At 70.0% G+C, this 23,329-nt stretch carries 23 protein-coding genes and 1 pseudogene; 14 read left to right on the top strand and 10 right to left on the bottom strand.

Annotation, left to right across the window (positions count from 1 at the left end; translation table 11 throughout):
- Positions 1-9: 9 nt before the first annotated feature.
- Complete coding sequence (locus C4V41_RS06480; RefSeq protein WP_103955651.1) at positions 10-1,008, bottom strand: LuxR C-terminal-related transcriptional regulator; 999 nt, start codon at positions 1,006-1,008, stop codon at positions 10-12.
- Positions 1,009-1,153: 145 nt separating this feature from the next.
- Here C4V41_RS06480 and C4V41_RS06475 point away from each other — a divergent pair, with 145 nt between their 5' ends.
- From C4V41_RS06475 to C4V41_RS06455, 6 genes are all read left to right on the top strand, one after another.
- Positions 1,154-1,495 carry a hypothetical protein gene (locus tag C4V41_RS06475; RefSeq protein ID WP_146103564.1) on the top strand — a complete coding sequence of 114 codons (342 nt, stop codon included), beginning with the start codon at positions 1,154-1,156 and terminating at the stop codon, positions 1,493-1,495.
- Between the two features lie 48 nt (positions 1,496-1,543).
- Complete coding sequence (locus tag C4V41_RS60610) at positions 1,544-1,771, top strand: hypothetical protein (protein ID WP_146103563.1); 228 nt, start codon at positions 1,544-1,546, stop codon at positions 1,769-1,771.
- 185 nt (positions 1,772-1,956) lie between these two features.
- Positions 1,957-2,664, top strand: coding sequence for a thioesterase domain-containing protein (locus C4V41_RS06470; protein ID WP_160150193.1), 708 nt, complete (start codon positions 1,957-1,959; stop codon positions 2,662-2,664).
- Complete coding sequence (locus C4V41_RS06465) at positions 2,661-3,944, top strand: MFS transporter (protein WP_103954873.1); 1,284 nt, start codon at positions 2,661-2,663, stop codon at positions 3,942-3,944. The genes C4V41_RS06470 and C4V41_RS06465 overlap by 4 nt, the downstream gene beginning before the upstream one ends.
- 34 nt (positions 3,945-3,978) lie before the next feature.
- The gene (locus C4V41_RS06460) at positions 3,979-5,736 is read left to right on the top strand and encodes a non-ribosomal peptide synthetase (protein WP_160150192.1); all 1,758 of its coding nucleotides are present in this window, start codon (positions 3,979-3,981) and stop codon (positions 5,734-5,736) included.
- Positions 5,733-6,530 (top strand): leucyl/phenylalanyl-tRNA--protein transferase, encoded by a 798-nt coding sequence (locus C4V41_RS06455; RefSeq protein WP_103954871.1) that lies wholly within the window; start codon positions 5,733-5,735, stop codon positions 6,528-6,530. The genes C4V41_RS06460 and C4V41_RS06455 overlap by 4 nt, the downstream gene beginning before the upstream one ends.
- 12 nt (positions 6,531-6,542) lie before the next feature.
- On the opposite strand, the gene C4V41_RS06450 is transcribed toward C4V41_RS06455, so the two are convergent.
- Positions 6,543-7,307 carry an SDR family oxidoreductase gene (locus tag C4V41_RS06450; RefSeq protein WP_160150191.1) on the bottom strand — a complete coding sequence of 255 codons (765 nt, stop codon included), beginning with the start codon at positions 7,305-7,307 and terminating at the stop codon, positions 6,543-6,545.
- 130 nt (positions 7,308-7,437) lie between these two features.
- Between C4V41_RS06450 and C4V41_RS06445 the strand changes: the two genes are divergently transcribed.
- The 3 genes from C4V41_RS06445 (at position 7,438) to C4V41_RS06435 (ending at position 9,409) form a co-directional block, all read left to right on the top strand.
- Positions 7,438-7,899 (top strand): low molecular weight protein-tyrosine-phosphatase, encoded by a 462-nt coding sequence (locus C4V41_RS06445; RefSeq protein ID WP_103954869.1) that lies wholly within the window; start codon positions 7,438-7,440, stop codon positions 7,897-7,899.
- On the top strand, positions 7,900-8,832 hold the full coding sequence (locus C4V41_RS06440) for a tetratricopeptide repeat protein (protein ID WP_103954868.1): 933 nt from the start codon (positions 7,900-7,902) through the stop codon (positions 8,830-8,832).
- 91 nt (positions 8,833-8,923) lie between these two features.
- Positions 8,924-9,409, top strand: coding sequence for an HIT family protein (locus tag C4V41_RS06435; protein WP_103955650.1), 486 nt, complete (start codon positions 8,924-8,926; stop codon positions 9,407-9,409).
- Here C4V41_RS06435 and C4V41_RS06430 read toward each other — a convergent pair.
- Complete coding sequence (locus C4V41_RS06430) at positions 9,406-9,786, bottom strand: hypothetical protein (RefSeq protein ID WP_103954867.1); 381 nt, start codon at positions 9,784-9,786, stop codon at positions 9,406-9,408. The two genes, C4V41_RS06435 and C4V41_RS06430, sit on opposite strands and share 4 nt — an antisense overlap.
- A gap of 313 nt (positions 9,787-10,099) precedes the next feature.
- On the opposite strand from C4V41_RS06430, the gene C4V41_RS06425 reads away from it, so the two are divergent.
- Entirely contained in the window at positions 10,100-10,909 is an 810-nt protein-coding gene (locus C4V41_RS06425; RefSeq protein ID WP_200823877.1) for an SAM-dependent methyltransferase, read from the top strand.
- Between the two features lie 9 nt (positions 10,910-10,918).
- Here C4V41_RS06425 and C4V41_RS06420 read toward each other — a convergent pair whose 3' ends face one another.
- A complete protein-coding gene (locus C4V41_RS06420) occupies positions 10,919-11,170 on the bottom strand; it encodes a hypothetical protein (RefSeq protein ID WP_103954865.1) in 252 nt (83 codons plus the stop codon).
- Between the two features lie 133 nt (positions 11,171-11,303).
- Here C4V41_RS06420 and C4V41_RS06415 point away from each other — a divergent pair, with 133 nt between their 5' ends.
- Positions 11,304-14,615: a WD40 repeat domain-containing serine/threonine protein kinase gene (locus C4V41_RS06415; RefSeq protein ID WP_103954864.1), complete on the top strand. Its 3,312-nt coding sequence runs from the start codon at positions 11,304-11,306 to the stop codon at positions 14,613-14,615.
- 41 nt (positions 14,616-14,656) lie between these two features.
- A complete protein-coding gene (locus tag C4V41_RS06410) occupies positions 14,657-15,679 on the top strand; it encodes an LLM class flavin-dependent oxidoreductase (protein ID WP_103954863.1) in 1,023 nt (340 codons plus the stop codon).
- On the opposite strand, the pseudogene C4V41_RS06405 reads toward C4V41_RS06410, so the two are convergent.
- From C4V41_RS06405 to C4V41_RS06390, 4 genes and pseudogenes are all read right to left on the bottom strand, one after another.
- Positions 15,635-15,943: pseudogene (locus tag C4V41_RS06405) on the bottom strand (antibiotic biosynthesis monooxygenase family protein); the annotation flags it as partial. The gene C4V41_RS06410 and the pseudogene C4V41_RS06405 sit on opposite strands and share 45 nt — an antisense overlap.
- A gap of 111 nt (positions 15,944-16,054) precedes the next feature.
- Positions 16,055-17,041, bottom strand: a complete 987-nt coding sequence (locus tag C4V41_RS06400) for a TetR/AcrR family transcriptional regulator (protein WP_146103562.1) — start codon at positions 17,039-17,041, stop codon at positions 16,055-16,057.
- A 22-nt stretch (positions 17,042-17,063) separates the two neighbouring features.
- Positions 17,064-17,912, bottom strand: coding sequence for a class I SAM-dependent methyltransferase (locus C4V41_RS06395; RefSeq protein WP_103955649.1), 849 nt, complete (start codon positions 17,910-17,912; stop codon positions 17,064-17,066).
- 129 nt (positions 17,913-18,041) lie between these two features.
- The gene (locus C4V41_RS06390) at positions 18,042-18,932 is read right to left on the bottom strand and encodes an AraC family transcriptional regulator (RefSeq protein ID WP_103954861.1); all 891 of its coding nucleotides are present in this window, start codon (positions 18,930-18,932) and stop codon (positions 18,042-18,044) included.
- 89 nt (positions 18,933-19,021) lie between these two features.
- Between C4V41_RS06390 and C4V41_RS06385 the strand changes: the two genes are divergently transcribed.
- A complete protein-coding gene (locus tag C4V41_RS06385; RefSeq protein WP_103954860.1) occupies positions 19,022-20,218 on the top strand; it encodes an erythromycin esterase family protein in 1,197 nt (398 codons plus the stop codon).
- A 23-nt stretch (positions 20,219-20,241) separates the two neighbouring features.
- A complete protein-coding gene (locus C4V41_RS06380) occupies positions 20,242-21,414 on the top strand; it encodes an FAD-dependent oxidoreductase (RefSeq protein ID WP_103954859.1) in 1,173 nt (390 codons plus the stop codon).
- A 15-nt stretch (positions 21,415-21,429) separates the two neighbouring features.
- On the opposite strand, the gene C4V41_RS06375 is transcribed toward C4V41_RS06380, so the two are convergent.
- Together C4V41_RS06375 and C4V41_RS06370 are read right to left on the bottom strand one after the other, a co-directional pair.
- Positions 21,430-22,488, bottom strand: coding sequence for a hypothetical protein (locus tag C4V41_RS06375; RefSeq protein ID WP_103954858.1), 1,059 nt, complete (start codon positions 22,486-22,488; stop codon positions 21,430-21,432).
- Between the two features lie 159 nt (positions 22,489-22,647).
- On the bottom strand, positions 22,648-23,250 hold the full coding sequence (locus tag C4V41_RS06370; RefSeq protein WP_103954857.1) for a superoxide dismutase: 603 nt from the start codon (positions 23,248-23,250) through the stop codon (positions 22,648-22,650).
- Positions 23,251-23,329: the final 79 nt, after the last annotated feature.

Below are 23,329 nucleotides of genomic sequence, written 5' to 3'. Positions count from 1 at the left end.
ACGATGGAATCAGCCACCGTCCGGGCGGAGCGGGATCCAGCCTCGCCGGATGGCATGGACACCCGCCTGGAAGCGGCTGCGGGCGCCGAGGCGGTCCATCAGTTCGGCCGCGATCCGGCGGGCGGTGCGCGGCGACACGCCGAACCGTTTGGCGATGGCCTCGTCGGTGAGGCCCGTGGCCAGGAGTTTCAGCATTTCGGCCTGCTGGGGCGTCAGGTCCTCCGCGTCCGATGGCGTCGCGGCGCCGAGGGGCGTCGCGGCGGACCAGGCGGTTTCGAAGAGGGCGCACAGCGCGGTGAGGATGCCCTCGCCGGTGAGGAGGACGGCACCGGCGCGAGCGTCGGCGGTGTCGATGGGTAAGACCGCCTGACGCCGGTCGAAGATGATCATCCGTACGGGGAGCGTCACGGCCGTGCGGACCGAGGCTCCGTGCCGGGTGAGCCAGTTGACGTGATCGAGCGTCGGCTGGTGGTTACGGACGCTGTCCAGGTAGATGCTCCGGCTGAGTACGCCCCTGCCGAGCAGCTCTTCGTTCGGGCCCCGGCTGGCCCGCAGATCGGCCGCCGTGTGCGCGCCGCCCGGCGCCAGGGTCATGATCTCGGACTCGGTCTCGGCGGCCAGTCGGCCGAGCCTGTCCCGGATCGCCTCCGGACCGATGACCAACTGGTCGTCCGCGCCGTCCGCGCGTACACCCGAACACTCCGCGATCAGCCGGGCCGCGGCGGCCCGCGACGCCTCCACCCGAAGTTGCTGCGCGGCCAGCTCGCTCTGCTGGCGCGCCAGCAACTTCTCCATGGCCGTTTCCGGGTCCATGGCCCGGAAGCCCCGGCTCTCCTGCCGCTCGGGCTGGATGATGGCCAGCGCGCTGAGCTGGTCGAGGCTGTCCCGGATCTCGCCCTGCGTCGCCCCCAGGCGAGCGGCGAGCTGCGTGACGCCCTCGCCGGGGTGGGCGAGCATCGCGCGGTACACCCGTTCCGCCGCCGGCGAGAGCCCCAGAATCTCCAGCACCACATCTCCTTCATGATCGGGTGACTGGGCAGCTTAGAGGCTGCGGGAGCGGAGTGTGGCCCGCATCGACCTCTTTATGCAATGACCTATTGGGGCCTGGGCGGCTCGCTTGTGCAGAGAAATCGGGCACGCGGATGCTCAAGGCATGTATCTGGTTCATGCTGAGCTGCGGCCGAAAGACGGTGGGACTCCACCCGAGCACACAGGTCAGTTGATCTTCGGGTGCCGGCGCCCGGCCGACGGGATCGAGCACGTGGTGCTGCACGCCGGCGCACCGGACGGCGGGCTGGTCGGGCTGTTCGTCCTCGCTCCATCCGTGGAGGAGGCGGAGCACACGGCGGCGGCGGTGTGCCGGCGAGCGCTGGACAGCTCACCAGAGCTGGCCGGCTTCCTGCTGGGGCGGTGCGGGGTGCGGATCGTGCCCGACTATTACGACCAGCGGCTTCGCGACGGCGACCATGGACGAGATATGCCACGGCAGGATTAGGACAAGAATTTCGCCTTCCCTGCCCATCGCCGGTGCGCCAGGTTAGCAATGCGCCGACGCGAGAGCACCGGATCGCCAGGCGCGACGTCGTTTCTTGGACTTTCACTCGAAGGGGCCGTCACCATGGTCGCGTTTCGCGCTGCGTTCTTCCTGACGATCGCCGTCGCTCTCGCAGGGGCGGTGACCATCCAGCCGGCGGAAATGACGCCGCGCCCGCTGGCGGCCGCCGAGCGGGACGTGCCTGTCACGACACATGACGTGACCTGGGGCGGCTGACGACGTCTCCTTCAAGAACTCGACGAATCGGAGGAACCCGCCCGATGAGCGTCATGCACGCCTCTCCGGTACAGCAATGCTCCGGAGAAACCGACTTCCACTCCCTCTGGAGATCGACCGCTTCTCCGGCACGTCAACGGCAACCGATCCGGCTCTCCGAAGGCACGGGGACTCCGGCCTTCTTCGTGCACTGGGGTTCCGGGAACATCGCGTTCGCCCGCGAGGCCGCCGCCGCGTTCCACCCGGGCCGCCCCGTCTTCGGGTTCGAGGCAGTGGGCCTGTGGAGGGAGGCTCGTCCGCTGCTGTCGGTCGGCGACATGGCGGAGCGCTACCTGCGCGAGATCAAGGAAATCCAGCCACGAGGCCCCTATCTGATCGGCGGTCTGTGCTCGGGCTCCCAGATCGCCTACGAGATCGCCTGCCGGCTCGCGGAGTCCGGCGCGGAGGTCGGCCCGCTCACCCTGGTCAACGCGGCCCGCGGTGAACTGTCCGCCGGGCCGCTCCTGGACCTGGAAGACCTGTACGACCTGCGCCTCGCCGCGCTGCGCAGGCAGTTCGCGGTCGCCGATCTGGCCGTCGACCTGCCGTACGTGATGGACGCCATGCGCTCCTTGCGATGGATCGACGACGACATGCCCGCCGGGCACTTCTTCTGGCGGCAACTCGTCTCCGCCGCCGACGCCTACGCGTTCACGCGGTGCGAGCTGCGCCGCTATGAGGGCCCGGTCAATGTCTTCGTGTCCCGCGCCGTGGCCACGGAGCCCGAGGTGCGGTGGCAGGACATCGCTCCCCAGAGCGTCATCGAGGCGCTCGACGCCGAGACGAGCGTCGACATCCTCACCCACCCCGGCTTCGTGAACGCCATGCGCCGCACTTCGGAGGCGGTCGCGTGAGCACCACGATGACGTCGGAAACGACGTCGGAAACGACGTCGGAAAGGCGGCCTCCGGCGCGGCTCGCCACGGCGGGTTCGCTGTTCGCGCAGAAGAACTTCCTGCTGTTCTGGGGCGGGCAGACCATCTCGAAGGTCGGCAACGGCGCCTACAAGGTCACACTCGGCTGGTCGGTCTACGAGCTCACCGGGTCGACCGCGGCCATGGGCCTGCTCCTGGCGCTGAACGTCGTACCCGAGATCGTGTTCCTGCTCGTCGGCGGCGCGATCGCGGATCGTTTCCCGCGACGTGGCGTCATCCTCGCCGCCGACGCCCTGGCCTGCGTGGTGCTGCTCGGCCTGGCGCTGGCGGCCGCCGCGGGCCACCTGAGCCTCGCGCTCCTCGCGACGACGGGTTTCGCGCTGGGCGTGATCAGCGCCTTCTACGGTCCCGCGTACGCGGCGATGAACCGCGACCTCATCAGCGACGGGCAGTTCCGCAAGGCCAACGCGTTCTTCACGGCCACCGACAACCTGGCCCGGCTGGCCGGGCCCGTCCTCGGCGGTGCCCTGTACGCCATGGGCGGCGCCACGACCGTCTTCACCGTCAACGCGGTCTCCTTCGCCGTCGCCGTGGCCGCCATGCTGCTCACCAGGACAGCGCGCGGACCGGCGCCGGCCACCCGGCAGAACCTGCGCCGCGACCTCGCCGAAGGGATCACCTGTGTACGGCGGACGCGTTCCCTGCTCCTGCTCCTCGTGATCTCGGTGGTGGCCAACTGCGTGTGCCTGGCGCCCTATCTCGTCCTGCTGCCGGACCTGGTACGCGCCGGCGGCAACGGCCTCGGCGTTCTCGGGCTTCTCAACACGGCGGAGATCGCGGCCGTCCTGCTGTCGGCGCTGCTGATCGGCCGTCTGGGCGGTCGCGGCGGCGCGGGCAAGGTCCTGCTGATGCTCACGTCGGCGCTCGGGCTGGCATGCGTCGTGCTGGGTCTGTCCGGGAACCACGTTGTGGCCCTGTTCGCCGGTGCCGTACTGGTGGGGGCCGGGCTCTCCTCCAACATCGTCGAGCACACGCTCCTCCAGACGCTCGTCCCGCCTGAACTGCTGTCCCGGGTCTACAGCGTCAACATGGTGTTCTCCTACTCGTTCCTCCCCGTCGCCTATGCCGTGTCAGGCGTGCTGGCCCGCCACGTCGGCACCCACGTCGTCCTCCTCGCCGGCGGGACCGCCCTGATCGCGCTGTGCGCGTACGCGTTCTTCCGCCGGGAGACCAAGAGCCTGAACGCGATCAGCTGGTGATATGACCGTCCACCTTTCGCAGGAAGCAGAAGTCATGCGCTCCGACCTCGAATTCTCGCCGTCTCATGACCTCCGGCAGCCATGTCTGCCGGAGCGGATAGGCCGGCAGGCGCTGCGGCACCCTGATCGCCCCGCGCTGCTCCAGGACCAGGAGGTGGTGACCTATGGGCGGCTCATGGAACGGGCGGCCGCGCTGGCCGTCCGCCTCCAGGAGGCGGGTGTACGCCGGGAGTCGCCGGTGGCCGTGTGCCTGCCGCGCGGCGCCGACCTGATGACCTCCGTACTCGGGAGCTGGCTGGCCGGCGGAGCCTGCCTGCTGATCGACCCGGACACACCCCGGCTCCGCCGCGATCACCTCCTGCGGGACAGTGAGAGCCGCGTCGTCGTGACGACCCCTGAACTCGCCGCCGATTTCCCCTCGGCCCGCACCCTCACACCCGAGGCCGACGGGCATCGGCGCGGAACGCCGGTGGCCGCGCGGCCAGGCGATCTCGCCTACCTCGTCTACACCTCCGGCACCACGGGCGATCCCAAGGGCGTCCTGATCGAGCACGGCAGCCTCGCCGCCGTGGCGGCGGCCCACGAAGAGGTGCTCGCCTCCCGGCCCGCTCGCCTGGTCGCGCTGAACAGCGGCACCGGCTCGGACGTCTTCTACTCCGACCTGGCTCACCTGGCCTCCGGCCGGACCCTGGTCGTCCTGGACGAAGCCACCAGGCGCGACCCGGACCGCCTGGCCCGCAGCATCCGCACGTCCGGGATCGAGGTACTGAACGGCACGCCCACCCAGATCCGGGCCATGCTGCTGGCCGGCCACGCGGACGCCCTGGCCGCGCTGGAGACCCTGATCCTCGGCGGCGAACCGATCGACCGGAACCTGTGGGACCGGCTGCGTTCCCTGCCACACGTCAGGGTCCTCAACTTCTACGGCCCCTCCGAGTGCACCATCGACGTGACCACCGCCGAACTGGCGCGTCACCCGCATCCCGTCATCGGCAACGAGCTGCCCGGCACCCGTGTCTGGATCCTGGACGAAGACCTGAGCCCCGTCCCGGACGGCCGGAGTGGGGAGATCTGCGTCACGGGCAGGAGTCTCGCCCGTGGATACAGCCACCCCGGCCCCGCCGAATCGTCCCGGTTCACCCATGTCCGCCTGCCCGGCGAATCCGGCCCGGTCCGCGTCTACCGGACCGGCGACATGGGCCGCCGCGACCCGGCCGGCGTGCTGGAGTTCCTCGGCCGGACGGACGACCAGGTGTCCATCTCCGGCTACCGCGTCGAGCTCGGAGAGGTCGAAGCCGCCCTGCGTGGTTGCGACGGCGTCCGCGACACCGCCGTCGGCCTGGAGGACGACGGCTCTGGTGAGAACCGTCTCGTGGCATGGGTGGTCCTGGCGGAGCACGCGACGCTCGACCAGGTCCGGCAGGCGCTCGCGGACCGGCTGCCGCGCCACATGCTGCCGCGCCTCCACGAGGCCGGCGCCATTCCCATGGGCCCCACGGGCAAGGCCGACACCGCGGCCCTGCGCGCGGCGGTGGCGGTCCAACCCTCCGCGACGACCGACGACGCCGTGCACGGCATCGTCGAGTCCATCTGGTGCGAAACCCTCGGCGTCGCCGCCATCACGCCGTCGGACGACTTCTTCGATCTGGGGGGCGACTCCGTCCGGGCGACCCAGATGGTGGTCCTCGCGCGCGAGCGCCTGACGCTCGGCATCCCCATCCGGACGATATTCGACCATTCCGAGTTCGCCGTGTTCTGCAAGGAGATCGACGCCGCTATGAGGGCCCGATGACGGTACTGACGGCTCCCTCGTTCACCGACCCCTGGACCGACGTCGAGCTCGGCACGTGTCTCGGCACGCCGCTCGCCGTCGGGGGAGAGCTGACGCCGGAGACCCTGCTCGGCGCCTACCGCAGGGGGATCTTCTGCCAGCCTCGCTCCGACCGCGACATCATCGCGCGCAACGAAGCCACCTACGCGCCTGACGTAAAGGCCGGCCACATCCCGGTGCTGCCCGGTCCCGGCAACCCCTACGCCACGCTCTGGTGGTCTCCCGCCAGCCGCTACGCCATCCCGGTCCGCGAGATCAACGTCAGCCGCTCGCTGCGCAGGCAGATGCGCGAATCAGGCTGGACCAGCACGGTCAACGCCGACTTCGACGGGGTCATCGCGGGCTGCCGTACCGATCGGGAACCGCGCTGGATCACGGACGAGCTCGTCGAGGCGCTCCGGGCGCTGCACAACGACGGCTGGATCAGGACCGTGGAGATCTGGCACGGCGAAACACTGGTCGGCGGCCTGTACGGATGCGCGATGGGCAGTGTCTTCACCATGGACTCCGCCTTCCACACCATGTCCGGTGCGGCGAAGACGGCCATCGCCGACCTGGCGGACCGGGTGGCGCCGAGCGGTGCCGAACTGCTCGACGCCCAGGTCCGTACGGAGTACACGGTCCAGATGGGCTCTCGTGCGCTTCCCCGTGACACCTATCTCGATTGCCTGCGCCGCGGGGCATATGAGCAAGGCGAAATGACGATGGAAAGACGCCCCGTGCATTTCCTCGGCCTCCCCCGCCAGAGCCGGTGACGCGGCCAGGAATCAGCCGGGCTGCTGCCGCGAGGAAATGACGGCCAGCTCCACGAGATGCACGTCCGGAGGAACCGACAGGATGTAGCTCACCTGAGCCGCCACGTCTTCCGGGCTCAATCCCTGTTCCACCTGGCTCCGGCCGACATCCGACCGGAGCTCTCCGTCGCGCACCGTCGCGCCGAGATTCGTCCGTACGATGCCCGGGGACACCGTTGTCACCCGGATCCCATCGGCGTGCAATTCTTGGCGCAGCGCGTCACCGAGCGCGTGCACCGCATGCTTCGTCCCCGAATACACCCCGTGTACGGCCCCCGCGACGCGACGGCCGCTCATGGAGCTGATGTTGACGATCTGGGGGTGACGGCCGAGCCGCAGAAAGGGAATCGCGGCCTGGGTGACGGCCAGCAGCCCCAGGACGTTGACCTCCAGCATGTCCCGCCAGTCCGCGATCTCCCCGTCGGCCACCCTGCCCAGGCGGAAGACACCGGCGTTGTTCACCAGGACGTCAAGGCCCCCCATCTCCCGCGCCGCGTCCTCGACGGCCCGCGTGGCCGAGGGCGGGTCGGTGAGGTCGGCCGTGATCGCCAGCCCGCCGCTGCGCCTCGCCACGTCCTCCAGCCGCGCCGTGTCGCGAGCCAGCAGCGCCACCCGCGCACCGTCACGGGCAAGGTGGCCGGCCACCGCCGCTCCGATGCCGTCGGAGGCCCCCGTGACCAGGACACGCCTGCCTTGCCGAACCTCCACGATCAGCGTCTCCTCTCCGAGCCACAGCATTTGGGTCATCCCTAACGAACGGGATCATCTTCCCAAACGACACAGCGCTGGGTAAGATCCGCCGTGAACATGATCATCGCAGACGGAGAGACGTGACCCGCGAGACTCCGAGGAGAGTGAAACGACCAGGATGCGCCTCTGTTTCGTCTGTAAGGGAAACATCTGCCGGTCTCCGGTGGCGGCGAATATGTTCGTCCGGCAATTGAGCGACCTGGGTATCACCGAGATCACGGTCACCAGCGCGGGCCTGATCGATTACCACGCCGGAAGACCAATGGACCCACGGTCCGCACGGCTTCTCGAAGAGCGCGGCATTTCCACCGAGCACATCGCCAGACAGGTCACCGGCGATGATCTCACCGCGGATCTCCTGGTGGTCATGGATTCGAGCCATCTCAGCGCCCTGACGGAGAGAGGCGTCGACCGCGATCGCGTCCGTACTCTCAGGTCGTTCGATCCGGAGGCGGCCGGTCAACTGGACATCCCCGACCCTTACTACGGGACGCCCGACGACTTCGCGGAGATGTTCAGGCTGATCGAGCGCGCCACGCCCGGCCTGGTGCGATGGGTGACCAATGGGGGTCTCAGATAAATGATGGATTCCGAACTCATCCGGAGCAGGGACGAAGCCAAAGAAATCGCGGAGCGCGGCGATCATCAGCGCGCTCTCGACATTCTGACGAAGCTTCTCCCGGATTTCGAAGAGCACCTGGGTATTGAGCACCTGGAGACTCTCCGGCTGCGTGACCAGATCGGATTGTGGACCGGCGACGCGGGCGACCCGCACAAGGCCGTGTCACTGCTGAGCGAACTGCTGGCGGAAAGAAATCGAATCTGCGGACCCGAGCACCCCGACACCCTCTACACGAAGGGCAGCCTGGCGTATTTCATCGGTGAATCCGGATCCTACGCCGACGGTGCCCGCCTCCGGAAAGAAGTCCTCGAGTCCGAGGAGCGCGTACTGGGCCCTGCTCACCGCCAGGTGTTCGTCACCCGCAACGGCGTGGCCGCGCTCATCGGCCACGCCGGCGACCCCGCCCAAGCCGTCGCGCTGCTCGGCGCGCTGCTGCGCGAGCGCGAGGAACGATTCGGCCCCACGGACTCGGGAACGCTCAGAACCCGCCACGAACTGGCCCGCTGGACCGGCGAGAACGGCGACGCGGAAACCGCGCGGACCTCATTGGCGAAACTCCTCCCCATCCGGTCCGAGACCCTGGGCGAGGAGCATCCGCACACCCTCACCACGCGCCACGAACTGGCCCGCTGGACCGGAGAGGCCGGCGCGCCGGCCGAGGCGGAGACGATGCTGCGCGATCTGCTGCCCACCCGCGAGCGAATCCAAGGTCCGACGCACCCCCGAACCTTGGCCACCCGCTACGAACTCGCCCGCTGGACGGGAGAGAACGGCAACAGCGCCGAAGCCCGGGAGCTGCTCGTCGATCTCCTCCGGCTGCGCCACGCGGTCCTCGGACCCGAACATCCCCACACCGTGGCCACCCAGCGGCTGCTGACGCGGCACTCGTGAGTGGCAGGCTCCGCGCGTCAGGGGATCGAGGTGTTCATCCGGTAGATGACCTTGCCCATGAGCTCCTCCTCGGCCGTTAGGGTCCATGGCCATGGTCGATGATTGGCGGGCGGACAGGATAGGCAGCGCACTCAAAGGCGAGAATCCCACCGTATTGAGGCGGCTCGACGCCGGTTTCGCGGTGATCGGCGACACCCAGTTCCTGCCCGGATACTCGGTCCTCCTGGTGGATGAGCCGGACGTGGAGCGGCTCTCCGATCTGCCACGCGCCAGGCGACTGGCGTTCCTCTCGGACATGGAACGGCTTGGCGAGGCGATCGAGCGGGCCTGCCGGGCACGGGATCCAGCGTTCCGGCGGGTGAACCTTGAGATCCTTGGAAACACCGACGCCTTCCTCCACGCGCATGTCTGGCCGCGCTACGAGTGGGAGCCTGCCCACCTGGTCGGGCGCCCGGTGTGGCTGTATCCGCGCGAACGCTGGAGTGAACGGCGGTTCGCTCTCGGCCCGCGGCACGACACCGTGCGCCATGCGATCGGCCGCGAACTGGACCTTCTCACCGGGTTTCCGTCGTTCTAGAGCTCGCTGCCGGGGCACTTCAGGAAGTTGAGGTTCTTGCCGTACCTGACGTTGTCGACCGACATCCAACCGTGCGTACCGGTGCCCTTGACCCGCGCGTACGCCCACGGAGTCCGGTAACTGTTGAGCACCCAGCAGTGGACGTACAGCACGGTGCCCTTGGCCAGCCTGGTGATGACGGCACACCTGCCGCCCGCGTAGGGCCCGGCCTTGAGATTGAACGAGCCGACCATGGTGACGTAGCCGGTGTCCACGTTGGCCACCCGTGGCCGCGGGCAGCCGAGTTCGGAAGTGGTGGCCGCATTTGCGGCGGGGGCGCCGGCGAAGGCCGCGGCCGTGATGACGGCGGCCGCGGCGAGAGTCTGGAACGTCTTCATCGTTGTCCTCCTGCTCGAGTGCGTGGCGACAGCATGGGACCCGGGTTGTTGAGACCGTGTTGAGTCCGTGTTGAGTCGCGTGAACTCCGCGGGAGGCCGTGGGCGGCACAAGATCATTGATCTACGGGTATGCGAGGCGTTGCCCGCTGGTTGATGGCACAATGTTGAACAATGAGACATGCAAGAGCTCAGCCCAAGCGCACGCGTGTTCTTGACCGAATGTGCCCTCGATCCGTCATGGAATCCGCTCGGTCGCGGAGCCATGGCCAAGGCCGAGCTCGATAGCTTCCCCACAGCCAATGGAAGGTTGATGATGGCCGACGAATCCGTTCGCGCGGACAAAATCCGGTCACACGTGCCGCACACGGCGCGGATCTGGAATTACTGGCTGGGGGGTAAGGACAATTTCGCCGCGGACCGGGAGGTCGGGGATCGGGTCCGGAAAATCTTTCCGGTGGTGATCGAGCTGGCACGGGCCGACCGGCTGTTCTTGGGGCGCGCCGTGCGATACGTGGCCGCCGAGGCGGGGATCAGGCAGTTCCTCGACATCGGCACAGGATTGCCGAGCCAGGACAACACCCACGAGGTCGCGCAGCGGGTGGCCCCCGAGTCGCGGATCGTCTACGTCGACAACGACCCGCTGGTGCTGGTGCACGCGCGAGCCCTGCTGACCAGTTCCGCGGAAGGGGCCACCGACTACATCGAGGCCGATCTGCACGACCCCGACACCATCCTCCAGCAGGCGGCCAAGACGCTCGACTTCTCCCAGCCGGTGGCGATCATGCTGCTCGGCATCATGCACTTCATCAGCGACGACGACGAACTGCAGCGCATCATCGACCGGCTGCTGGCCGCCGTGCCGTCCGGAAGCCACGTGGCGGTGGCCAACACCACCACGGCGGTCAACGGCGAGACCACCGCCGAGGCGGTACGCGTGTGGAACCTCGACGCCGAGCCGAAACTGAAGCTGCGCACTCCCGAGCGGATCGCCGAGTTCTTCGACGGGCTCGAAGTGGTGGAACCGGGCTGGGTCTCGTGCTCACGCTGGCGCGCGGAGCCGGAATACGACGGTAGCCTGCCGGTCGAGGTCGACCAGTGGTGCGGGATCGTGCGCAAGCCCTAGAAGAGTCGCTTACTCGTACTCGAACCAGTAGCGCCCTTGGCCGCCGGGGTCCGTGCACGCCATGATGATCGTGTAGTCGATGTCGTATTCCCGTTCCGACCTCCTGCACTCCGCCATGCTCGAGAACGGGCCCACCAATCGGCCCATGACCTGCCCGGCCGGCGGCTCGGCTCCGCGCGATTGAGCGTTCGCGGCGATCGCGGGGGCGAGCACCGCGGCGGCGACGGCGGTGCCGACCGCCATTCTCTTGACGAGTTTCATAGGGCCATCTCCCAGGAAAAGGTGACTGCGGACGTGGATCACGTTAAGCGGGTCGCCTTTCACGTTCCTGTCGCGAGGATGTCGCCTTCGATATCGGGCGAACACGCGGCCGCCATGCCGCGTCTAAACCGGCGTGGAGACGCGAATCGGCGACTACGTGGTGGCCGGTCGGCTGGGTTCGGGTGGACAGGGCGTGGTCTACGACGCCTACGATCCCGACGGCCGCCGGGTGGCGGTCAAGGTGCTGTATCCGGGGGAGAGCCGTGACCGGCTGGCCAAGGAGGCGGCGGCGGCCAGGCGGGTGGCCTCGTTCTGCACGGCGAAGGTCCTGGCCGCCGACCTGACCGGGGGCCGGCCGTACATCGTCAGCGAATACGTGGCGGGCCCGAGCCTGCGCCGCGCCGTGCGCGAGGGACGTACGTTCGGCGGCGACGACCTGCACAGGCTCGCGACCGCCGTCGCGACCGCGTTGACGTCGATCCACGACTGCGGCGTCGTGCACCGCGACCTGAAGCCGGACAACGTGCTGCTCGGCCCCGACGGGCCCCGCGTGATCGACTTCGGCATCGCCAGGACCGCGGACATGTCGCTCACCAGGAGCGGCGTGGTCTCGGGGACACCCGGTTACATGGCGCCGGAGGTGCTCACCGGGCAGCGGGCCGGGCCGGCGGCGGACGTCTTCGCGTGGGGCGCGGTCATGGTCTTCGCCGCCACCGGCGAGGATCCCTTCGGCGGCGAGAACGTGAGCGCCGTCATGCACCGGGTGCTGTCGGCGCAGCCGGACGTGAGCGGGCTGCCCGAGCCGGTACGGTCCCTGGTCAGGGCCGCTCTGGCGAAAGATCCGGAGGCCAGGCCCACGGCGCGCGACCTGCTCCTGGCCCTGGTGACCGGCGGCGCCGCGGACACCGCCGAACTGCTGGCGGCCGGCAGGCGCGCGGCCGCGGGCGTCCTCGCTCCCGCCCACGACGACCCCTCCCTGGGGACGCTGGCCGAGGACGCCTACGCCGCCTTGGCGCCGCAGGAGCGCGAGCATGCCGCCCGGGTGTTCCTGCGGCTGGTGGCGATGGGCGAGCGCGGGGCCACCGCCGAGGAGCTCGGGCCGGAGGCCGAGCCGGTGCTGCGGGCGTTCGGCTATCTGGTGTCCACGGACGACGAGGTGGTCGTGCTGGCCCGGCCGGCGATCGTGCACGCCTGGCCGCGGCTGCGGGAATGGGTGAAGGCCGAAGGCGCGGGGCTGGACAGGCTGGCCGAGATCAGTGCGGCCGCCCGCGCCTGGGACGACCATGGCAGAAGGGACGGCGACCTGCTGCGGGGCAGCCTCCTGGAGGACGCTCTGACCTGGGCGGCGACCGGCCGTACCCATGCCACGCTGATTTCCCGCGAGCGTGACTTCCTGCGGGCGGCGACCGGCCTGACCCGGCGGCAGACCCGTCGCCGCCGGGCGCTGACCGTCGCCCTGGCCGCGCTGCTGGCCGTCGCGCTGGCCGCGGCGGGCATCGCGGTGTGGCAGGGGCGCCAGGCTCAGGACCAGCGCGACCTGGCGACCGGCCGGCAGGTCGCCGTCGAGGCCGCGCGGCTGCGTACGACCGATCCGGTCAAGGCGATGCTGCTGAACGTCGCCGGCTGGCGGCTGGCCCCCGGCGCCCCCACCAGGGCGGGTCTGACGGAGGCGCTGCAGGCGCCGGAGCGGTCGGTGTTCCGGCTGCCGGCCGTCGCCGGGGCCGGCGCCGTCGCGGCCGGCGGCAACGGGCGGGTGATGGCCGGGGTCGGAGAGCAGGGCGTACACCTCTATGACGTGCCGACCGGCCGGATGATCGCCTCCTGGAGCTGGCCGGCGGGCCAGGCGCTGACGCCCTCGATGGCGGCGCTCAGTCCTGCCGGCCGGATCCTCGTCGTGGCGTCGCAGACGGATCAGATCACCGCCTGGGACGCCCGGTCGGGCCGCAAGCTCGGCGAGCGATCCCTGGGCGAGGGCGGCGAGCTCGCGCTCGTGCGCTTCGGCGACCACGAGTCACTGGTGGCGCTGGGCCGGGGGACCAGCGTCCACGCCCTGTGGGACACCCTCTCCGGGCGCACGTACAGCCTCATCTTCCGGTCCGGCTCCGACCCCGCGACCGCTCCCGACGCTCCCCACGGCCCGCTCATCTCCGCCGACGGGGCTCACTTCGCCGCCGTCCACATCAACGAGCTGAGACTGGTACGGCTGCCCGGCATGACGGTCAGCGACCGCGTCCCCGGGAAATGCGGCTCGGTGGCCACGTTCAGCCCGGACGGCCGCCGCCTGCTGTGCGCCAACGGCGACATCACCTCCTACGACCTGGCGACCGGCCGGCGGGCCAAGGGGCCGTACTGGCAGATCTCCGGACTTGACGGGATGAACGGGGGCGGGCTCAGGTCGGCGGGAAAGATGACCGCGGCGTACAGCGGCGACACGATCACCGTCTGGGCGGGCAGGACCCGGGTGCTGGAGCACAAGATCGACGGAGAGCCGCAGGAGATGTGGCTGGACCCGGACGGTGCCACCCTGCGCTACCAGCGGGACGACACCATCGTCACGCTCGACCTGCGCTCCCGTCTCCGAGCCGAGCGCCTGCCCCAGCCGCTCGGCCGGGCGAACCCCTACGAGGAACGGGCACCGGGCGACCGCGTGCGAGTGATCGAGGAGAACGGCACCCTGGCGGCGTGGGACATCGCGTCGGGCCGGACGTTGTGGACGTACACGATCCCGGCGGGCTGGATGGCCGGCTGGCGGACGTTCGGCCCCGACGGCGGATTCCATGTGGTGGGCCTGGAGGTGGCCGACCCGGTCCATCACCGTGACCGGCTGGTACGGCTGGACACGGCCACCGGCAAGGTGCTCGACGACCGCATGCTCGACGCGGGCCTGGGTCATTTCGTCGTGGCCGCGGACGGCACGACACTGGTGTCGCCGACCGGCGTCATGCTCGACCTGCGGACCGGCGGGAAGATCGGCCAGGGGTTCACCACCGGCAGCCTGTCGGCGGTCGCCGCCAGCCCGGCGGGACCGCTCATCGCGGTCAGCGGCAGCCAGGGCACCATCACGCTGTGGGACCTCCGCCGCCGGATGCCGCTGTCCCCTTCGCTTCAGCAGACCGGCGGCGCGGGCACCCAGCACATCGCCTTCAGCCCCGACGGTGCCATGGTCGCCGCGTACGGTTCCACGTTCGAGGGAGGCGTCGTCGACGTGTGGGACACCGCCACGATGACCCGTCTCGCCGCGGTGCCCGTCGACGACGGTTCCGTGGAGCACCTGAGGTTCACCGCGGACGCCACCCTGCGGATGACGACCGACCGCACGGTGGTCGCGCTGCCGCTGGACGGTGACCGCCTGGCGCTGGCGGTGTGCCGGCGGGCCGGCCGCGACCTCACTCCCGCCGAATGGGAGCGCCATCTGCCGGGGGTGCCTCCTCGCCCGGTGTGCTGACGTCGCGGAATGTCTTTGCCGCGCGGAAGGTTGAAGGGCGTATGAAGAAGATCGGTTTCCTGAGCTTCGGCCATTGGTCGTCGTCGCCTCATTCGAAGGCGCGCAGCGCGTCCGACACCCTGCTGCAGTCGATCGAGCTGGCCGTGGCCGCGGAGGAGCTCGGTGCCGACGGCGCCTACTTCCGCGTCCACCACTTCGCCCAGCAGCTCGCCAGCCCGTTCCCGCTGCTGGCGGCGGTCGGCGCGCGGACGAGCCGGATCGAGATCGGCACGGGCGTGATCGACATGCGCTACGAGAACCCGCTCTACATGGCCGAGGACGCCGGCGCGGCCGACCTCATCGCCGGCGGGCGGCTGCAGCTCGGCATCAGCCGCGGATCACCCGAGCAGGTGATCGACGGCTGGCGCTACTTCGGCCATGAGCCGGCGGAGGGCGAGACCGAGGCGGACATGGCGCGCAAGCACGCGGAGGTCTTCCTCAAGGTGCTGCAGGGAGAGGGGTTCGCCCAGCCGAACCCGCGGCCGATGTTCCCCAACCCGCCCGGGCTGCTGCGCCTCGAACCGCACTCGGAAGGGCTGCGGCAGCGGATCTGGTGGGGTTCCAGCTCGAACGCCACCGCCAAGTGGGCCGCCGGGCTGGGCATGCACCTGATGAGCTCGACCCTGAAGGACGACGAGAACGGCAAGCCGTTCCACGTGCAGCAGGCCGAGCAGATCGCGGCCTACCGGGAGGCGTGGAAGGAGGCCGGTCACGAGGGCGAGCCGCGGGTGTCGGTGAGCCGTTCGATCATGCCGATCGTCAACGAGACGGACCGCGCGTACTTCGGTCACGAACGTTCCGGCTCCGACCAGATCGGCTTCATCGACGCCACCACCAGGGCCATCTTCGGGCGTACGTACGCCGCCGAGCCCGACGTGCTCGTCAAGGAGCTGGCCACCGACGAGGCGATCGCCGCGGCCGACACGCTCCTGCTGACGGTGCCCAGCCAGCTCGGCGTGGACTACAACGCCCATCTGCTCTCATCGGTCCTGACCCACGTCGCCCCCGCCCTCGGCTGGCGCTGACGAGGCGGCCATGACCCCCGCGTGAGGTGCGGGCCGCGTGTACCCGTGGCTCCGCTCCACTTTCGCCACGTGCAGCGTGTAGCTCTCGTACCACTCGGCCCGCCCGCGCTTCTGCGCCGCCCGGTGCTCGGCGTCGCGCTGCCACTCCGTGATGGCGTCGGCGTCGCGGAAGTATCCGACGGTGACGGACAGCCCGCCAGGAGTGTGCGCCTGGTCCATGCCCAGGAACCCCGGGATGTCCTTCACCAGTTCTTCCATGCGTGCGGCGGTCTCGCTGTAGCCACTCTGGTCCTGGTTCGCACCGCGGTGAAGACGGACACGTAGTAGGGGGGTTCGAAGGCCGCGACAGGTGCTTCAGAGTGATCGCTCATGGCGTCACTGGAGGGCAGATGAACCATTTGATTCAATGCAGGACGTACGCCCGCGCAGCAACTCGGCCCGGCCGGCGATCGCCGCCGCCGCGACGTCGTGCACGGCCGTCGCCTCTTCCATGTCCCCTGTGGTGAGCAGGTCCAGTTGCAGCCCGCGCCACAGGGCCACGATCTCCTTGGCCAGCAGTCTCGCCGGTCCGTCCGGCAGACCGTCCTTGACCAGGGCGTCGGTGGCGGTGTCCACCCAGTCGTGGCCGAAGTGCCGCAGCAGCCCCGGTATCCGGCCAGGCTGGTGCACGGCCAGCCCCACGGACTCGAAGAGCAGCCGCAGGAAGGGCAGGTTCTCCTCGCGGCAGAGGGCGCGCCAGGTCTCGTCCAGCCGCGCCTTCAGCGGAATGTCCAGGCGCGCGATATGGCGGTCGGCGTCCTTCACCAGCGGATAGCGCAGCAATGCAACGTCGAGGGCCTCGCGGACCAGATTCTCCTTGGAGCCGAAGTAGTACAGCAGCATGCGGTTGTTCGAGCCCGCCGCCCGTGAGAGGTCGCGCAACGTCGCCGCCGCGGACCCTTGCTCCAGCATGTAGGTGACGACCGCGTTCAACAGCTCCATCTTGCGCCGGTCGTTCCCGTCCGAGGGGATGACGATACGGCGTCGCCCAGGGGACCTCGTCGCGGCGGCCCGCCAGAGCGCCTGGAACGCGGCCGTCTGCCGGTCGGGGTCGAGCGGAGGGTTGTTCCACGCCGCGAGCACGCGCACCACCGGCTCCAGCTTCGACCATCGCGGCAACCCGCTGCCGCGCAGCATCGCGGCGACCTTCTCATGGCTGACCGTGTCGGCGAAGTCGCCGTCCACGACCGCGCCGGCGATTCGCCGCACTCCTGGCATCCCGGCACCTTGGTAGAGCCGGTGCAGAGCCTCGACCAGGTCTCGGGCCGGGCCGGCGGGCAACCGCTCACGTTCGGGCAGCGCTATGCCGACCACAGCGTTCACATCCTATCGCCGTCAAGAAACGTCAATATACAGGAGGGTTCTGGGCGGCGCAGGCGAACAGGATGTGGGTGCCGCCGTCCACGGCGCCGGGCTCCTGGCAGGCGGCGATCTCGTGCTCCAGGAAGCGCGCCCACCGGTCAGGATCGGCTTCGAGCGCAGCGAGCGCGCCCGGGTCGCCCAGGGCGGCCCAGTTGCTGGCGGCGGCCGCCACGATCTCCCCGCCGGCGGCCTGGGCGAGGGCCGCCAGGTCGCGGTGGCGGAACATCCGGCAGACGTGGCCGTCCTGGTCGCCCTTATGGCGCAGGTCCCCGGTGCGCAGGATCAGGTCGTTGGTGTCCTCGCCGATGTCCTCGGCCATCGTGACCACGCCGGGCAGGAAGTGCCGCCACACCCCGAGCAGGGACATGACCGAGCCGACGACCAGCCCGCCCGGCCGGGTGACGCGCAGCAGGCCGCGCAGCGCGTCCCCGGCCTGCTCGAAGGCGTACGACAGCGGGCCGCCGTACGCGAGCACCAGGTCGAACTCGCCGTCGGCGTACCGGCTGGTGTCGCAGACGTCCACGACCTCCCGGCGCTCCACCGAGGCCTCGGCCGCGCCGCCGCGCAGATGTTCCTCGTTGAGCGCGAGTTGCACGGGGGAGAGGTCCGTGACCACGATGCTCGCCCCCAGGGCGGCCAGTTCGGCGGTGAACCGCCCGGGGCCCGCGCCCACCTCCAGGACCCGATCGCCCGGCCGGACGAATCGGGCCAGGAAGCGGCGGTGCACCTCAAGGCTGACGCGGCCCGCGACGTCACCGGAGAGACGGTCCCACTCGGCGTCCCCGAACGTGTCGAAGTATCTGCGCACCTGTCGCCGTGACTCGATCGTCATGGCGACCATGATGACAAGGAGCATGATCGCCGGTCGATCGAATTTGCCACGTCAGCCGGCTCAGGTGCACGGGTCCCAGGAGAAGCCCCCTTGCTCGACGCGAAGAGAGCCAGAGGCCGAAGGGATGTGTCAGTGGTGCGATCGTCGCCCGCCGTCCATTCGCGTGCGGGCCTGGTGGCGGTATTTGCCGGGGGCGAGGTGGAAGTGGCGTTTGAAGGCGTTGGCGAAGGCGAACTCCGAGGTGTAGCCGACGCGGCCGGCCACGGTGTCTATGGTGGCGGCGGGTTCGAGGAGGAGCCGGGCGGCCGTGGTCATGCGCCACCAGGTCAGGTACGCCAGGGGCGGCTGGCCGGTGAGGGAGCCGAAACGGCGGGAGAAGGTGGCGCGCGACAGTCTCGCCCGGCCGGCCAGTTCCTGCACGGTCCAGGGGTGGGCGGGGTCGTCGTGCATGGCGTTGAGCGCGGCGCTGATGCCGGGGTCGGCCAGCGCCGCGGCCCACCCCGTCGCGCCCTCATGACGGGGGTGTGCCTCGAACCAGGTGCGCAGGACGTACAGGAGGAGCATGTCGAGCGCCACGGGCAGGAGGGCGGTGGCGCCGAGGCGGCCGCTGTCGATCTCCGCGCCGAGGACGTCCACCGCTGCCCGGAGCCCGGGATCGCGGCCCGGGCGGGCGGGGAGGTGAATGGTCCCGGGCAGTTCGCGCAGCAGGGGGTGAGTCCACTCGGGGGTGAGTTCGTAGCCGCCGCACAGGGTGACGGTGATGGCTCTGTCGCCGGTCGCCGGGGTGTCGGCCAGAGCGTATCCGTTGCCGTGCGGGGAGAACACGACGTCGCCGGGCGCCAGGTGCGTGGGTTCGCCGGCGTCGTCGATGAGCCGGCACGTGCCCTGCAGCACCACCAGGAAGCCGGCGGTTCCCGGCTGGTCGGGGAAGTCCTGACGCCACGGCGCGCGCCATTCGACTCGCTCCGCGGCGGGGGTGCCCGCCCGTACGGCGGAGATCACATCGCTGAGGATGTCCATCTCATCGGCTCCCTGGATTGATACGATCGCGTATGAAAATGCGTTCGACGATTATTCATTATCTCATCGATTCCTTCTAGCTTGGCTTCATGCCACAAGCAACAACGCGTCGCTGGATAGCGGAGAACGCACGCCCGCTGACGACCACCGACCCGGACGAACCGCTCACCGACCTGGAACCGCTCCGCGCCATGCTGGCCGGCGCGGTGATCGTCGGAGTGGGCGAGCCGACCCGCGCGGCGCGCGAGGTGGTGACGCAGGGACACCGGGTGCTCCGCCTCCTGGTGGAGGAGCTGGGCTTCCGCGTCCTGGCGATTCAGGACGACGAGACGGCGGTCGAGCGGGTGGACGCCTACATTCGCGGCGGCGACGGAGATGCCCGCGCGGCGCTGTCGGGACTGTGGAGACCGTGGCGGACCGAGGAGACGATCGCCGTGATCGAGTGGGCGCGGGGGTTCAACCGGCGGCATCCATCGGACCCGCTGCGGATGGTCGGACTGGAGCCCGTGTCCGCGCGGGCGTCGGACTATCAGGCCGTCATCGATCACGTGGCCGGCGTGAGCGGCGACCGGCTCGACGAGCTGCGCCACCACTACGACACGATCGTGACCGCCCATGAGGTGCCCGAACACGTGCAGCACGCGCGCGGCAGCCATCCGGGACGTCCCTTCGCCGACCACGCACGCGACGCCTACGAGATGGTGGCGTCACTGCCCGGTCCCGGCGCCGCGCTGGAGAAGGCGAAGCTCATCCTCGACTGGCCCGCCGGCGGCTTCGCCGCGGGCGGGTTCGACTACGGCGCGCTCCGGCGCCGTTCGGTGGCCACGCTGACCTCGCTGCTGCGGGACGAGGGAGCCAAGATCGTCTACTGGGAGGGCATGGCGTTCACCGCCAACGCGGCCCAGGTCATCCCCGCAGCCCTGCTCAAACCCTTCCAGAGCGTCGGCAACGAACTGCGCGGGCGGCTGGGCGGCGGATACTTCTCCCTGCTGATCGGTTTCGCCCAGGGAGACGTGAGCGGACTCCATCCGGGTCAGTGGGTTCCGCGGCCCATGCCCGGGTCGGCCGACGCCATGCTGGGGCAGGGCCGCTACCTGCTCGATCTGCGCGCCCCGCGTACGCCGCCGGTGAACGACTGGCTGCGCGGCCCGCACCAATTGCGGATCATCGGCGGGATCTACGACGCCACGGCCGACTCCGAGCACTACCTGACGACCGGCCGGCTCGACGAATGGTTCGACGCCGTGCTGCAGGTGGGCACCGTCACCCCGACCACCCTGCTCTGACCTCGCAAGAAAGGGAACCCCTTATGCGTACGACCGTGGCCGTCGTCGGCGGTGGATACGGCGGCATCGCCGTCGCCGAACAGCTCGACGACGTGACCGATGTGGTGCTCATCGAACCGCGAGACGCCTTCGTCCACAATGTCGCCGCACTCCGCGGCCTCACCGACCCGCAGTGGACGGACCGGCTGTTCCTCCCCTATGACCGGCTGCTGACCCGCGGCACGGTGATCCGTGACAAGGCCGTGCGCGTCGACGCCACCTCCGTCACCCTGGGGTCGGGAACGCGGATCGAGGCCGACTACATCGTCCTGGCGACCGGCTCGGCCTATCCTTTCCCGGCCAAGGCCGGCACGGAGGACAGCGCCACCGCCAAGAGCAGATATCACGCCACCCGCGAAGTCCTTGCCCAGTCCGGCAGGGTCCTGCTGCTGGGCGGCGGCCCGGTCGGGCTCGAACTGGCCGGGGAGATCAGGACGGCCTGGCCGGACAAGTCGATCACCATCGTCGACCCCGGAGACGAGATCGTCCCCGGCGACTACTCCGACGAGTTCCGGGCCGAACTGCGCCGTCAGCTCGACGCGATGGGCATCCGGGTCATTCTCGGTACGCGGCTGCGCGAGCAGCCCCCGTCCGAGCCCGGGGAAGCCAAGACGTTCACCGCGACCCTGCACTCCGGCGAACAGGTCACCGCCGACATCTGGTTCCGCTGCTTCGGCGCCGTGCCGGCCACCGGCTACCTGGCCGATGATCTGGCCGTGGCGCGGCAGGCGGGGGGCCTGCTCGCGGTCACCGCCGACCTGCGCCTGCCCGGCCAGGAACGGGTGTTCGCCCTCGGCGACATCACCGCGATCCCCGAGCCCAAGCAGGCCGGAACGGCGGTGGGTCACGCGGCCGTGATCGCGGCCAACATCCGCGCCCTGGTCCAGGGTGGCGGCGAGCCGACGACCTACCGGCCCGGCCCGCCGGGAATCGTGCTTCCCCTCGGCCCGCACGGCGGCGCCACGTACGCACCCGACTGGCAGAACCACGTGGACCCCGCCACCGAGGCGCACATCAGGCAGCAGGCGAAGGAGCGAGAAGACTCCCTGCTCGCCCTGAACATCCTGGGCGCCGAGATCACCTCCCAGCTCAAGGGGCGACACCTGAACATCGAGGAGTACGCGGAACTCCTCCACGTGAACCAGGGCGAGGGCTGACGCGGTCGTACCGCATCAGCACCACCCGCGCATCGCAGGTACGTGAGTCAGCCAGGCTGGACCCGCCGGTGAGTCGCGGTGGCGGAACATCCGGGGCCACCCGGCCGGGTGACGCGCAGACGTTTGCACGGTGGCCGGCAGCAGCTTCTTCTCCGCCCGGTACGCCAGCGCTGACACGGCCTCGGCGAACAGCTCGGTGTTCAGCAGCCCCGCGGCCTCGGCCCGCCGCAGTTCCTCCACCGCGAGCTCCGCCAGCGGCAGGGTGGCCGCCGGCAGCAGGCGGACGAAGTCGAGGACCGGGATCTCCTCCGGCTCCGGCCGCAGCGCCCGCCACAACGTCACGAACGGGGAGACCTCCTCCGGGCCCGCGGTCAGGAAGCGGCCGGCGCAGCCGTCGATCAGCGTCCGGCGCGGCACCCGGCCCTGCCCGGCCAGCGCGGCCAGCTCGTGGATCAGGCTCGCGCTCAGCGGCACGGTCACGCCTGGGGCCTGGAACAGGCGTGGCAGCAGGGTTTCGAGCAGCGGGTCGCCGTCGAAGCCGCGCCCGCCCCAGCGTGCTCGCAGAGCCACCTGCCAGACCCATCCGATGACGAACGTGTCATCGTCCGGCGGTTCGAGACCGGTGCTGGACACCAGCGCCGCGGCCAGATCCCAGCCGGGCACGCCCTCCACGCGGCGCCACCGCCGTCTCCCGCCGGTCGGTGGCCGCAGCCGCTCCACCAGCCGGGCGGCCAGGTCACGCCGCCACTCCAGAGGACGGCGGCGCAGCAGGGTGAGGATGCGTTCGGTGTCGTCCTCGGGGTCGCGTGGCGCGCGCAGCTCCCGGCGATTCAGCCAGGCCGCCACCTGCCGGGCCTCGGGGAAGCAGGCCGCTCCCGCCATCCGGAAACCGGGCGCCAGGTCTTCGATCTCCTGCCGGGCCATGAACCCGCCGAGCAGTTCCTCGGTCATGTGACCGGGAAGCCGCGTGGCGACCGCCCGCCGCCCCAGGTCGCCCAGGTCGTCGAGGAACGCCGCCAGGCCCTCGTCGTCGCCCTCCTCGATACGGTCGAGGACCTCCTGCCAGGGATTCATGCGGGCCCTTCCTTCCACCGGCCGCCGCGCTCCGAACAAGCGATCATGGCCTCGGACCCTAACGCCCGGCTCCGACAAATCGGCCGGACGTCCTGGAGGACGGCGCCCGCCGGGCCGCGCGGACCAAGCTCGGGCCGGGCGGGCGTCGCCGGCAGGAGGCTAGGCGCCGCGGGCGGCGTCGTAGCGGGCGATGACGTCGTTCCAGTTGATCAGGTCCCACAGTTTCTCGACGTAGTCGGGACGCACGTTGCGGTACTGCAGGTAGTACGCGTGCTCCCAGGCGTCGAAGACGAGCAGTGGGGTGCTGTTCATGCCGATGTTGCCGTGGTGGTCGTAGACCTGCTCGACGATCAGGCGGCGGCCGAGCGGCTCCCAGGCCAGCACGCCCCACCCGGAGCCCTGGACGGTGGCCGTGGCGGTGGTGAGCTGCTTCTTGAAGGCGTCGAAGGAGCCGAAGTGCTCGGTGATGGCGTCGCCCAGCCGGCCGTCGGGGCGGTCGCCGCCGTCGGGGGACAGGTTCTGCCAGAAGATCGTGTGCAGGACGTGCCCGGACAGGTTGAACGCGAACGTCTTCTCCAGCCCGACCAGGCCGCCGAACTCGCCCTTGTCACGCGCGTCGGCCAGCTTCTCCAAGGTGTCGTTGGCGCCCTTGACGTAGGCGGCGTGGTGCTTGGCGTGGTGCAGCTCCAGGATCTCCCCGGTGATCGCGGGCTCCAGTGCCGCGTAGTCGTAGGGCATGTCCGGAAGGGTGTACTCACTCATGGCGTCTTCCCAAAGCCTCTAGTTGCACATAACTTGCAACAACCATAGCCATGCAACTAGATCTTGTCGCGCCTCTCCG

This window comes from Nonomuraea solani, assembly GCF_900108335.1.
GTDB classification, from domain to species: Bacteria; Actinomycetota; Actinomycetes; order Streptosporangiales; family Streptosporangiaceae; genus Nonomuraea; species Nonomuraea solani.
The sequence above is the reverse complement of the archived record's forward strand: the minus strand, read 5'-3'. Positions and strand labels throughout refer to the sequence as shown.